Annotated in this window: 9 protein-coding genes; 4 read left to right on the top strand and 5 right to left on the bottom strand. The window is 56.0% G+C overall.

All coding sequences use genetic code 11. From position 1 onward, the window contains the following. Positions 1-122: 122 nt before the first annotated feature. Positions 123-677 carry a helix-turn-helix domain-containing protein gene (locus tag AC2FGC_RS19465; protein WP_108861682.1) on the bottom strand — a complete coding sequence of 185 codons (555 nt, stop codon included), beginning with the start codon at positions 675-677 and terminating at the stop codon, positions 123-125. A 107-nt stretch (positions 678-784) separates the two neighbouring features. On the opposite strand from AC2FGC_RS19465, the gene ilvD reads away from it, so the two are divergent. Beyond that, positions 785-2,617 carry a dihydroxy-acid dehydratase gene (gene ilvD / locus AC2FGC_RS19460; protein WP_108861683.1) on the top strand — a complete coding sequence of 611 codons (1,833 nt, stop codon included), beginning with the start codon at positions 785-787 and terminating at the stop codon, positions 2,615-2,617. Positions 2,618-2,732: 115 nt separating this feature from the next. Continuing rightward, on the top strand, positions 2,733-3,182 hold the full coding sequence (locus tag AC2FGC_RS19455; protein WP_496726736.1) for an NUDIX hydrolase: 450 nt from the start codon (positions 2,733-2,735) through the stop codon (positions 3,180-3,182). A 9-nt stretch (positions 3,183-3,191) separates the two neighbouring features. On the opposite strand, the gene AC2FGC_RS19450 is transcribed toward AC2FGC_RS19455, so the two are convergent. Further along, positions 3,192-4,010: a sulfotransferase family protein gene (locus tag AC2FGC_RS19450; RefSeq protein ID WP_282120959.1), complete on the bottom strand. Its 819-nt coding sequence runs from the start codon at positions 4,008-4,010 to the stop codon at positions 3,192-3,194. Positions 4,011-4,154: 144 nt separating this feature from the next. Between AC2FGC_RS19450 and AC2FGC_RS19445 the strand changes: the two genes are divergently transcribed. Continuing rightward, the gene (locus AC2FGC_RS19445) at positions 4,155-5,732 is read left to right on the top strand and encodes a DUF5928 domain-containing protein (protein WP_496783205.1); all 1,578 of its coding nucleotides are present in this window, start codon (positions 4,155-4,157) and stop codon (positions 5,730-5,732) included. A 45-nt stretch (positions 5,733-5,777) separates the two neighbouring features. Here AC2FGC_RS19445 and amaB read toward each other — a convergent pair whose 3' ends face one another. Continuing rightward, entirely contained in the window at positions 5,778-7,289 is a 1,512-nt protein-coding gene (amaB, locus tag AC2FGC_RS19440) for an L-piperidine-6-carboxylate dehydrogenase (protein WP_496783203.1), read from the bottom strand. A gap of 3 nt (positions 7,290-7,292) precedes the next feature. Beyond that, positions 7,293-8,399 (bottom strand): saccharopine dehydrogenase family protein, encoded by a 1,107-nt coding sequence (locus AC2FGC_RS19435; RefSeq protein WP_496783201.1) that lies wholly within the window; start codon positions 8,397-8,399, stop codon positions 7,293-7,295. A gap of 417 nt (positions 8,400-8,816) precedes the next feature. Here AC2FGC_RS19435 and AC2FGC_RS19430 point away from each other — a divergent pair, with 417 nt between their 5' ends. Next, positions 8,817-12,443 (top strand): flavoprotein, encoded by a 3,627-nt coding sequence (locus AC2FGC_RS19430; RefSeq protein ID WP_496783199.1) that lies wholly within the window; start codon positions 8,817-8,819, stop codon positions 12,441-12,443. Here the strand turns inward: AC2FGC_RS19430 and AC2FGC_RS19425 are convergent. Next, positions 12,440-13,603, bottom strand: a complete 1,164-nt coding sequence (locus AC2FGC_RS19425) for a hypothetical protein (protein ID WP_496726742.1) — start codon at positions 13,601-13,603, stop codon at positions 12,440-12,442. The genes AC2FGC_RS19430 and AC2FGC_RS19425 overlap by 4 nt on opposite strands.

Below are 13,603 nucleotides of genomic sequence, written 5' to 3'. Positions count from 1 at the left end.
TGCAAAAGAATCCGTACACAGCGCGACCCGCGCTGTGTGCCACCTCGACATAAAGTCATAGCTGTGTACTTGGGTCACATACTTGTTTCATGTCGCCCAACCTTTCCAGCGTGCGCGTTGCCTCAGGTGACTTCGGCTGGTTGTGCATAATGATGCATGTTCAAAAACGCAGCGCCATTCGTCCCCGCCCTGTAACCATGCGGCAGATCGGCTGCAAAGCGCAGGCCCTGCCCGGCCTGTAGCGGTACCCAGTCACCATCACGGAGAATCTCAAGCGATCCGTTCAGCACAAACACTTCTTCGGTCACCCCTGCGGCATGGGCTGCGGATTCGTGGCTTTGGTTTGGGGCAAGGTCGACGTGAAACGTTTCGGCGCCCAGCGCAGGATCGAAGGGAAAGACGATCTTGACCTCAATGCTGCCGGGAAAGGTCACCGTGTGAAACACGTCGGGCATGGCGGTATCCCGCAGGGCCGCCGTTCCGATCAACGCACTCAGCGGCAGTTGAAACCCTTTGGCGATTTTCCACAGCGTTGCGATGGTCGGGCTGGATTCGCCTCGTTCGATCTGACCCAGCATGGCTTTGCTGACACCCGTCATCTCGGCCACTTTGGACAGGCTCAACCCCGAGGCTGCCCGCACATCGCGTAGTTTTAACGTAATTTCGTCCGGTGCCATCTTGATCGTCTCTCGAATCCTCTTGTGCGTTATAGCGCACATGTGATACGTGCGCTATAACGTACGCATCCCGAATATCGCAACCGGGGCAAAAGGGAAACAGCATCATGCCAATGTACCGATCCAGAACCTCAACCCACGGCCGCAACATGGCCGGTGCCCGCGGCCTGTGGCGTGCCACCGGTATGGGCGACGACGATTTCGGCAAGCCGATCATCGCCATCGTCAACTCGTTCACCCAGTTCGTACCCGGCCACGTGCACCTGAAGGATCTGGGCCAGATGGTCGCGCGCGAGGTTGAGGCCGCTGGCGGTGTTGCGAAAGAGTTCAACACAATCGCGGTGGATGACGGTATCGCCATGGGCCATGACGGGATGCTGTATTCCCTGCCCTCGCGCGAAGTGATCGCGGATTCGGTCGAATATATGGTCAACGCCCACTGCGCTGATGCGATGGTCTGTATCTCGAACTGCGACAAGATCACTCCCGGCATGCTGATGGCCGCGATGCGCCTGAACATCCCGGCGATCTTTGTCTCGGGCGGTCCGATGGAGGCCGGCAAGATCGACATCGCCGATCTGGACGCCAAGAAGATCGACCTTGTGGATGCGATGGTCGCTGCCGCCGACGACAGATTCACCGACGAGCAGGTCCAGCACATCGAAGAAAACGCCTGCCCAACTTGTGGGTCATGTTCCGGTATGTTCACCGCAAACTCGATGAATTGTCTGGCCGAGGCGCTGGGTCTTGCTCTGCCGGGCAACGGCTCAACTTTGGCCACACACGCCGATCGTAAAGAGCTGTTTCTCGAAGCCGGGCGTCGGATCGTTGAGATCACCAAACGGCACTATGATCTGGACGAAAAAGGCTTCCTGCCCCGTGAAATCGCCACGTTCGACGCCTTTGAAAACGCGATGAGCCTGGATATCGCCATGGGCGGTTCGACCAACACGGTGTTGCACCTGCTGGCCATCGCGCATGAGGGCGAAGTGCATTTCACCATGACCGACATGGACCGCCTGAGCCGTCAGGTGCCGTGTCTGTGCAAGGTCGCGCCCAACACTGAGAATGTTCATATGGAGGACGTTCACCGCGCCGGTGGCATCTTCTCGATCCTTGGCGAGCTAAGCCGCGCCGGGCTGCTGCACGAAGATTGCAGCACCGTGCATTCGGCAACCATGGGCGAAGCGATTGCCAATTGGGACATCAAGGTCGCCAACAACCCCGCAGCGCAGGACCTGTTCAAGGCCGCGCCCGGCGGCGTACGCACGACGCAGGCGTTCAGCCAGTCGAACCGGTACAAGGAACTGGACACCGACCGCGAAGGCGGTGTGATCCGGTCCAAGGAACACGCGTTCAGTCAGGATGGCGGTCTGGCAGTCCTGTTCGGCAACATCGCGCGCGAAGGCTGTATCGTGAAAACGGCAGGCGTTGATCCCAACAGCCTGACATTCACCGGCTCTGCCTATGTCTGCGAAAGCCAGGATCAGGCCGTGAACGACATCCTAACCGGCAAGGTCAAAGAGGGCGACGTAGTGGTGATCCGCTATGAAGGCCCGCGCGGCGGTCCGGGGATGCAGGAAATGCTGTATCCGACATCCTATCTAAAATCCAAAGGTCTGGGCAAAGCCTGCGCCCTGCTGACTGATGGGCGTTTCTCGGGTGGCACCTCGGGCCTGTCGATTGGCCACGTTTCACCTGAGGCCGCTGAGGGTGGAGAAATCGGGCTGGTCAAGCAGGGCGACAAGATCGAGATCGACATCCCCAACCGGACCATTCATCTGGCCGTGTCTGACGAAGAACTGGCTGCCCGCCGCGAAGAGCAGGACGAAAAGGGATGGGTTCCGGCCGCACCGCGCAAGCGCAAGGTGTCAACCGCGCTAAAGGCCTATGCCAAGCTGGCGACAAGTGCCGCGAAAGGTGCCGTGCGCCAAGTCTGAAGAAGCGGTTTCCAAACCACCCAAACTGCAATAACTTCAAAGGTCTCGCTAGTTCGTTTAGCGAGACCTTTTTCTTTTGTATTCAACGACATCCATGGCCCAATCGGTGACAAGTATGACATTCTGGCGCCCGCATAACGGTATCCGTGTCAAAGCCATCGGCTTGCATTGGCGGTGGGACCGCCTTCTTGCTGCCGAAGTCCCAAATGACGACGGTCGCATCAAGGGTGTTCGCCCTTTGGGCGGATCGGTCGAATTCGGCGAAACATGGCGTGACGCGCTGAAACGTGAGTTCCGGGAAGAGCTCGATGTGACAGTTGAAGTCAGTGGGCAACCGCTGGTGATCGAGAACCTGTACCAGCATGAAGGGCATCAGGGACATGAGATCATCTTTGTGGCCGAGATTCAGTGCCCCGAGCTTTTGAATTGGCCCGACGCGCCCATTTCATTCACCGAAGACAATGGCCTGAATTGGACGGCAGGATGGTTCAGTCTGGATGCTCTGGATATCGGCGGTCCAGAGCTATACCCGACCGGCCTGAAAGAGCGCCTGATCGATCGCTGATCCGTTCGTCTAATCGCCCAGCTTGGCGTGAACTTCGTCCAGATCAATCTCACCGATTGGCATCTTGTTGCCCGGGTTTTCAAAATCGTATTTGAACAGCTCGAAATCGTGTTTGTAGATCTCGTAGACCAGGTGCATCGAAAGATCGTCAAAGTAGTCCTCGACCGGATGCGCACGTTTGGGCCCGTGGCCTTCGGATTCATTGAATCGCGGGATTTCGGACAAATTCACAGCGTGCGGTGTCTCTAACCGATCAAGGACACTTTGCATTCCTTCATTGAACTGCTCAGTCCAGAAAATCTGATCGTACTGCCCACCATTCACGATGAAGGTCGAGACATGGCCGGACATGGCCGACCAGTGAATGTCAGGGTCCATCGGACGGCGCCAGCGGATCGTATCACGTGCAAACAGCAAAAAACGGCGGAAACTGGCGATCTGATCGAACTCACCCTTGCCATCGTCGCCGCCAACTTCGATCCCGTAATTATAGATAAGCGTGGGCACCAGATTGCCCCGATACCGCTTGCCGTTGCGCTGAATGCCGCAGATCTTGTCGAAGAACGAGCTTAGAATTCGGGTGTAGGGATTGCGCACGCACGTAAAGGCCAAGGACTTGTGATTGCGGACATTTCCCGAGATCTGATCCTGACTTGGACCGAAGGCCCATTTGTGCATCCCGTCCTTCGCGTCATGGATATCACCGTCAAAAAACTGCCCGTGATCCGAATAAAACATGATCTGACCAATGGTCGAACAGGCGCATTTCGGCACCACACGGTAAACCATGCTTTCGCTTTCGGTCATCCATGTACCGGGAAAACCCATCTGCTGTGCCTCCTTTGCTGATCTGGTCTCAATATTGACGCGCCAGCATTTGAAACCAAAAAACCAAAAATATTCTATTTATTCAATCGCTCATCCTCAGTATCACGGTTGGAAACGGGCAGAAACGGAAAACAATAGGCCAATATGGCAAGAATTGCCTACATTTTGCTATGTCACAAAGACCCTGACGCGATCATCGCGCAGGCCGAGCAATTGACCGCCGCCGGGGATTGCATGGCGATCCACTTTGACGCGCGGGCCAGTGCGACTGCTTATGCACGCATTCGCGAGGCTTTGAAAGACAACCCCAATGTCACCTTTGCCAACAAGCGCATCAAATGCGGCTGGGGGGCGTGGTCACTGGTTCAGGCCACGCTGAATGCCCTGCAGGCCGCTGTGGATGCGTTTCCCCGCGCCACTCATTTCTACATGGTGTCGGGTGACTGCATGCCGATCAAATCGGCTGAATACATCCACGACTTTCTGAATCAACACGACGTTGATTTCGTCGAAAGCCATGATTTCCTGGAAAGCAACTGGATCAAGACCGGCATGGTCGAGGACCGGCTGATCTATCGGCACTATTTCAACGAACGCACACAGGCCAAGCTGTTTTACGGGTCGTACAATCTGCAAAAACGGTTTGGTCTGACGCGCGAGATTCCGTCAGACGTTCAGATAATGATCGGCAGCCAATGGTGGTGCCTGCGCCGCAGGACCATCGAAATGATCCTGGATTTTCTGCAAAAGCGCCCGGATGTGAAACGGTTTTTCTCGACCACCTGGATTCCGGACGAGACCTTTTTTCAGACTTTGGTGCGTCACCTGATCCCCAAAACCGAGATCGACAACCGCACGCCCACATTTCTGATGTTCTCGGATTATGGCATGCCGGTGACGTTCTACAACGATCACTATGACTTGCTGCTGTCGCAAGATTACCTGTTCGCCCGCAAGATCAGCCCCGAAGCGCATGAGCTGAAGGACAGGCTGGGCCAGATGTACGCAACCGAAGGCATGACGTTTCACATCTCGGACGAGGGGCGCAACCTGTACAGCTTTCTGACCGGGCGTGGCCGGGTGGGGCGGCGCTATGCGCAACGGTTCTGGGAGGCAGGCAATTCACTGGGCCCCGAGCGCGAAGTGTTTCTGATCGTGAGCAAGAAATGGCATGTTGCCAAACGGTTGGTGGACCAGATCGTCTCGGAAACCGACATTCCCTGCGTGGAATACCTGTTCAACGAAGAAGACACTTCTTTGCCTGATCTGGGCGGCATTGAATCGTCTCTGGCCAAGCGCACGCGGCACCGGCGCGCGGTGACGCGCATGCTGTTTGAAAGCTTTGATTCCAACAAGCTGGTCTTGTGCGTGGATCCCGCAGATCTGGATATCATTCAGGATTTCTGCTCGGTTCAGGCCCGCAGCCAAGTTCTGGAAATCGAGTGCGAGTACTCCGACGATTATCTGATCGGCCACGCCCGCCGCGTGGGGTTGGCCGGAGAAAGCAGTCCTCGGGAATCCGTGGCCCGTCTGATCCCAGCACTGCGCAGTTCACTGGTGCACGAATCCGAATTGATCCGCGAGGCAGAGTTCGACGGATACCTGCGTATCCGCGAGACCAACTCAAATATTGAGAATGAGACCGCGATTGCCGAGTTTCTGGGCGTGTCGCTGGACAAGGCGCAAGCCATCATGAGCCTTGACTATCTTTTTGCGGATTAACGCGGATCGTCCAGCGGCGCGCCGAAGCGCCGCTGGATAATTGGTTCAGATATCGAATTTGACGCCCTGTGCCAAAGGCAGCTCAGCCGAGTAGTTCACCGTATTTGTCTGACGACGCATGTAGGCTTTCCACGCGTCCGAGCCGCTTTCGCGCCCACCGCCAGTTTCCTTCTCACCACCGAAGGCTCCACCGATCTCGGCACCAGATGGGCCGATATTCACGTTGGCGATCCCGCAATCCGACCCGGCCGCCGTCAGGAACTGCTCGGCCTCGCGCATATTCAGGGTGAACACGCAAGAGGACAGGCCTTGGGGGACGTCATTCTGCAGTTCAATCGCATCATCAAAATCGTCATAGCCCATGACGTAGAGGATCGGCGCAAAGGTTTCGGTTTTCACAACCGCCGTCTGGCCTGGCATTTCGACAATGGCCGGTTCCATATAGACGCCCGCAGGCACACCCTCGGTTACGCGACGTCCACCGTGCACGGTGCCACCTTCAGTCTTGGCGGCCTCAAGCGCAGCGGTCATGGCCGTGCCCGAGGCTTCGTCTACCAACGGGCCTATCAGCGTGCCTTCGACCAGTGGGTTGCCGATGGGCAATCCCGCATAGGCTTTTTTCAGACGGCCCACCAGTTCTTCGCGGATCGAGTTATGTACGATCAGGCGGCGCAGTGTGGTACAGCGCTGACCGGCCGTACCTACGGCCGAGAACACAACCGCACGGACAGCCATTTCCAGATCGGCCGAAGGACCAACGATCATTGCATTGTTGCCGCCCAGCTCCAGAATGCACTTGCCAAAACGCTGTGCTACGATGGGTGCCACGGCGCGACCCATACGGGTGGACCCTGTGGCCGAGATAATCGGGACGTCTTCGCTTGCGACCAAGGCCTCGCCCAGCGCCGCACCGCCGATCAGGGTTTGCAGCAGGTTATCCGGCGCATCGCCAAACCGGACCAGCGCGCGTTCAAAAATCTTCTGACCAGCCATCGCGGTCAGCGGAGATTTCTCGGACGGCTTCCAGATCACCGGATCACCGCAGACCAGCGCCAGTGCCGCATTCCACGACCACACCGCAACCGGGAAGTTGAAGGCCGAGATCACCCCGACCGGACCTGCTGGATGCCACGTCTCCATCATCCGGTGACCCGGGCGTTCCGACGCAATAGTCAGACCATACAATTGGCGCGAAAGACCGACGGCAAAATCGCAGATGTCGATCATCTCCTGCACTTCGCCCAGACCTTCCGAGGTGATCTTGCCAGCCTCCCAACTGACCAGAGCACCCAGATCGTCCTTGGCGGCGCGCAGTTCCTCTCCCAACAGGCGGATCAGCTCACCCCGGCGCGGGGCCGGTACTGTCCGCCATTCTTTGAACGCCGTTTTAGAACGGGCAAAGATGGCGTCCATGTCGACAACGGGCGTCTCATGCACGTCGGCCAACACGCTGCCATCAATCGGAGACGTCACTTTGAGCGTGCCGCCGGTTAGTTCGGCCTCGGTCAGATCCAGATTGGCGAGGGTGGTTTGGGCTGTCATCACGATGTCTTTCATATCTCAGGCCGCCTTGTTCTGTTCGGTTACGTCGCCGGCGCGATAGAGCCGGCCAAATTCGGTGTTCAGGAAATCGGACAGGTTCACCTGTTCCTGCCGGACAAAGCCCTTCGCAGGCAGCGCGCCGGTCCGCATCAGATCAACCACGCCCAGAACGCCTGCGGCTGTGGTGACCTGAATGGCGCTCCAGACCTGTCCGTTGATCGTGCGGGCAAAGCTCTTGTTGATCAGGGATTTCTCGCGCAGCGCGCCGTCGATCATGCCCTTTGCGGTGCAATAGACCAGCACCACATCCTGGTCGGTGCGTGGCAGCGCGGTCTCAAAAATATCCTTCAGCAGATCGCGGCGATGTTCCAGGCCAAGGTCCTTGAGAAGCAGTTTCAGGATATCGCAATGGCCCGGATATCGGATTGAGCGGTAGGACACCGCCCGCGCCTTGCCGTCCAGTGTTTCGGGCAAAGTGCCCAAACCGCCTGAGGTGTTGAAACATTCGTACTCCACCCCGTCATGGCCAAGCAGCTCATAATCCTCCAACGGAGCGGTTTTGACCCGTTCACCATTCACAATGGCATCGCAAGGGTTGCAGTATTCGTTGATCAACCCGTCCGTGGACCAGGTCAGATTGTATTTCAATGCGTTGGTCGGATAGAGCGGCAGCGCCCCCACTCGCATATGCAGGCTGTCGATTTCATCGAACTCTGCCGCCAGCGATGCCCCTGCGATACCGACAAAGCCCGGAGCCAGGCCACATTGCGGCATGAATGCAGTTTCACTGTCCTGCGCCAGTTCGCGCACGGCATTGGTGGCCGCGACATCTTCGGTCAGGTCAAAGTAATGCGCGCCAGCGGTCTTGGCCGCCTTGGCAATCTTCGGCGTCAGAAAGAACGGGGCCGCCGAGATCACGGTATCGAACCCACCCAGACCTTCGGTTAGTTGCGCTTCGTCGCTCACATCGATTTGCCGGGTCGAAATGCCCTGCTTGTTCAATGCTGATAACGCAGCCAAATCCCGATCCGCCACCGTGACCGAGTAGTTGGCCGATGACTTCAGCAAGGTCGCGATCATCTGACCGATCTTGCCTGCTCCGATGACACAAATGTTCCAGCTCAAAACGCGCCTCCTCTTTCATTTTTAAAAGTATGAGGCCGCTTCTGTCCGAAACGCAGGGGCAATCTTGACGAAATCGCGGTCATACCTGTCATATTGACGGAGATTTTGTCAATTTGCCGTGTTACCTGTGCGACCCTCCGCACTCGGCGGTACGATGAACGACGTGATCACCCCATGGCAGCAACGCAATTGGTCCAATCAACAACGTCAGTGATTTTTATATTCAGATATTATACAGTGCGCTCAATTGGACCCTTTTGTTCGCGCATATCAATGTGTTCAATCGGTCCGCCCAGCGCGGGAAATTACGTCAGGCCGGTTTTCTATTCTGTATGACCGATGGGTGCCTGACCCAAAAACAAGCTACTGCGTTGGGTCTTTGACAATTTTCACGCCGAAGTTCAGGGGGGACAAGACGTGCCTAAAGATCCAATTGAAAGCTCTCAATCATTCAATCCATCCCAAGACGATCTGAAATTGATAGATGAGGTCCTGCCATCCAAAGATCCATCAGTCATTCATTCGAAATTAGAATTCTACGAAGTATCCGAAGAAACGGTCCTGCCCTCAGAGGGTATGTTTGTGGTCCTTGGCGGCATGGTTCAGCTAAGGCAGGACAAAGCGGTTTTGGCGACCGCAGACAGCGGGGATTATTTTTACGAAGAACATCTCGAAATCGAGGACATTCCCGTCAGTCTTCAGGCGCTGGCCACCCCGGGCACCCGATTGGCCTATCTGCCCAAACACCAATGGAAGGCAATCCCGAAAAAGATCAAAGACGCCTGTGAAGATACGCTGTTTGGCGATCTGGTCAGTGTGCATCTGAAGAACTATCAACAGCCGATCAATTGCTGCAGCGTGACCGCCGCAGCCCTTAGCATGTCGGCGCTTGGATTCAGCTACGAAGTCAATGACATCTTTCGCGAATGCGGCTTGCCGACCTCGTTTGTCGTGAACGACGGAATATCGCTGGGCGAGCTATTCGATGTCGCCTGCACATTCATCCATACCCAGGACCTGCGCGATGTCATTCAGGTGCAGGCCTATTTCATGGATGAGGCCACGACATCCGTGGATCTGTTGCTTGAGGCAATAGACGAATCCAATCGGCTGGGGGGGAAAAACGATATCCTTGTGGCGAACTTTCAAGTCGGTGTCGCACATGGCAAGGAAAATATGCCGGGCGGCCATTTTGCCATTATCGCAAAGTGCAACCCCAGCACCGGCCTTGTGCATATGATGGACGTTCACCCGGAAAAGTACGGCAAGCTATGGGTGACAACCATCGATCGGTTGTGGGCCGGGATGACGGACCGCGATGGGACCTCGATGCGATCACGGGGGATGCTGCGGTTTTCGGCACGGGACGCTGTCAAAACATACCTGCAAACCCTGAAGCAGGACTGCAATTATGTCGACAGTACGGAATACCTGGCCAAGGACCCCAAAAAGCGGCGTAACCTGTTCCGACGGGCCAGCCCGAACATGAACTCGATGGGCGTTCTTGCCGAAAGTCTGGCCATCCTTGGGGATGAACAGGTTGACGAGGATAAACTGCTGAGGGCAACGCAAACCGATCTGGCCGAGGCGCTTAGCCGCGTGTCAACAGCCCGGCAAATGCACGCGATGGCGCAACGGTACCTCAGCCAGGAACCGGACGTGCATCTGGGCAGCACTTTCCGCAGCTACGCCAATCGTTCGGACAAAAGCATCAAATCACCCGAAGACTGGTTCCGCCACCAATTGCTAAGCCTGAACGATGACAAAGGTCGTCACCTGATGATCAATATCGATTTCAACAAGGTACTGGGGTCTGAGGTCATTCGCCCCCCGAAGAATGCGTTCCGCGAAACGGCCCTGTTGGAGGAGTTCTGGTGCCTGTGTATCGCATATAAAGAGGCCACCGATATGGTGACGGTTGTGGACATGAGCCCCGCGACCTCACAAGTCTGGCAAGCGCCACGCGGACATTTGTTCCGCGGTCTTCGGGACATTACGAAACCTGCGTTGCTGGTAATCGAAGAACGTGAAGCCCCAAAAGATCCGTCCGACGTAGACCATATCACCGAAAAAAACCCGCTTGTTCTGTTCTATGCGGATGAAGACCCCTGGTCCTACATGCTGCGCAGTATTCTGGCCAATATCGGCATCACCGACATCAAGCTGGTTGATGTCGAGGGGCACGGGGCAAATGTCATGAAAATGCGCAGGCAATTGATCGCTAGAACCGGCAAGGAAACGGTTCCATATCTGTTTTTCCAGAATGTGTTTCAGGGCACGCGCAAGGACATCGTAGACAGAATTCTTAATGGTCAATTTCAAAAAGACATCAAGAAGGCCGGATTGCCGGTTCTGCTGCGCAATGAATCTCCCAGCCTGGACAAGAACATCTTTGGCTATCCCAAGGGTGGGCTGACCGATGCCCCCAGCGAAAAACGCAACGTATTGCTGTGTGCCTGCGGGTCTTCTGCCGCAGACAAGGTGCCGCAACTGGTAAAGAAAATTACCGCCGCTGGCCACAACGTGAAACTGATCCCGTCGGTTTCCGCTGAGAAGTTCTTTCGCGATATCGAGATCGAAAAGGGCGTCGAGATTGAACGGGGGTACGAGCCGGAAAAGGTCGAGGACTATATCTCGCACAACGACTATTACCGCGACGACGACGAATGGAACTTTCGATACACCAAGTTCGGCATGCCGCTGCGCGCCTCGCACCTTGCGTTGTGTGACTGGGCCGATTGCGTGATCGTGGCGCCCGTGACCTGCAATACAATGGGTAAGATCGCCAATGGGATTGCCGACAACCTTCTGACCTCGGTCTTTGTTGCCTGGCAGTACCGGAACAAACCGGCGATCCTTTGCCCGGCGTGTAACACCAACATGTGGAACAACGTCACAACCCAAAGGAATGTCGAAAAGCTGCGTGATCTGGGTGTTGATCTGGTGGGTCCCCGCAAAGGGCGTCTGTCAAATGGCATGATGGGGATCGGCATGATGGCGACCCCGGACCAGATCATGGAGGTTCTGGACGAAGCGTTCGAAGAACTGGCCGATCAGGAACACAACATCTGCAAATGGGCGCAAGAAGCCGCCGCATCGGATGAGTTCGAACAATGGAATCGTGTGTTCGAGGCGATCGACAATGGCATGGCCGGGATCGACATCGTGGATGACCACAATGGCGACACGCTGTTGCACTACGCAGCAGGCGGCGAAGGCGAGCTGAACGAAAACGGGCAGGACCTGGGCAAACCTGATCTGGAGGCTGCACAAGAGCTGATACGGCGCGGTATCAACGTGAATGCGACCAACGACCATGGGTTTACCAGCCTGCACGTGGCGGTGATGAACAACTCGGTCGAAATGGTCAAAACTCTGCTGGCAGCGGATGGCATTGATGCCAGCGCTTGCATCCATTTCCTGCAAAACGCCCATGACATCGAAGACGCCAAAATATCAAAAGACGTGCTGGCCATGCTGGATGACTGGGCCAACAGCCACACGCTGACCGAGATTGAGGAAGAGGGCGAAGACGATGTGGTTGATGACCGTGAGCGCACCTATCTCTACTTTACCTATGGTTCGTTGAAGAAAGGCTTCCCGAACCACGAAGCCCACGCCGATGTGCTGGATGATTTTGTTGGCAAGGCCGTGACGCGACAGCGAATGCCTCTGATCGTGCCGCATGAGCCGCATTGCGACAATCCGAACTGTGGCTTCCTGCACAGGATGGCCACGCTGGTCGACCAGAAAGGGCGCGGCCATCCAATATGCGGAGAAGTGTATCGGGTGACCTCATCGGGCCTGAAACAGCTAGACCAGCTCGAAGGTTACCACGGACCCGGATCACCCGAGAATGTCTATGTCCGCAAGCGGATCAATGTGCTGATCGACGGTGTGAAAAAACCCGCCTATGCCTACGTGATCGCGCAGCCCACCAAGTATCTGGACCAGTTGGATCAGGGCGTAGCCGGGGTTGTCGGGGAATACACGCTGGACATGGCGACAGGCACACAAAAACCCGGGTGGCAGCCGCCCGCCTAGTTTTGAACCTGTATCCCGGCCTCATCCTTAGGGATGTCCTTGAGGCTGAGGTTATAGGCCGTGATGATCACCATGCACGACAGGACAAAGGGCCAGAAGCAGGCCTTGGGAATCAGGTTGTCTTTATAGTGGATGAACCACAGGGACGGCACGGCCTCGGCCGCAAAGAAGTAGGTGTTTACCGACACCGCCAGCAGCAGGAAATACATCAGGAAAAAGAACGATTCCATGTAGATCACAGGCGATCCGGCAAACCCTTCGCGCAGTTGTACATGCGCCAGCAGGATCACGAAAAACAGGACCGAGCAAGTGCCGATAACACTGGACGTACTGAAATCGTGCCGTTCCACCAGATTGGGGCGTCGCGTGACCGTCATGACGGCCCCGAACAGCAGCATCGTCACAACAATCAGGGGGATCATGTGGACGATAAAAGCATTCGCAAAGTTCCGTTTGATGACGAAATTATAGTGCAGCTCAGGCAGGTTGGTCTGATATTCGTTCTTGCCGATGCCAAGGGTCGTATCCAGATCGGACAGCCGGTAGTCGAAATAGGTGTTTTCACGCTCCCACGTTCCCATGACGATCCGGTTGTCGATGCCAAAGATATCGTTCGGCCCCGTGGCCGGATAGGCCGAAAAGTCAGGGATTAGAGCCACATTTACGTCAAACTCGCCCGGCCAGAAACGGACCCAGACGGTTTTGTGGTCAAACGGATAATTGGTATAGTCAAAGGCCTGGCGCAAGGTCTGTTCAAAATACCAGCCGATCAACTCGGACCCGCCCTGATCTATCCTGTAGGCTTCTTCAATCAGGCCACTCGCTGCCTCGGCAGCTTCCGGCAGGATGAACCCCACTTCGCCTTCGGCTGGTTTGATGGCGTCATGCACACCGTCTTCATAATGCTGCCAGATATAGCCGCTGACATGCACATCACTGGCACCGGTAAAACTGAAGGATTTGATAAATATGCCAGTTTTGACCTGATAGCTTGGCAAATTTGGAAGGTCTTGCAAGTAAGCGTCGACCGACGCCTGATCTGGCAATTGCGTCGGGTCCTCGTCGAAATGGTTCAGTTCAATCCAGAGTTTGAACAGAACAAGGGCCAGACCCAGCGTAACAAAACCCGAGATCAGCCAGACTTTCTTTTCTATGCTCAT

The organism is Ruegeria sp. CDSC054 (assembly GCF_059610645.1).
The sequence above is the reverse complement of the archived record's forward strand: the minus strand, read 5'-3'. Positions and strand labels throughout refer to the sequence as shown.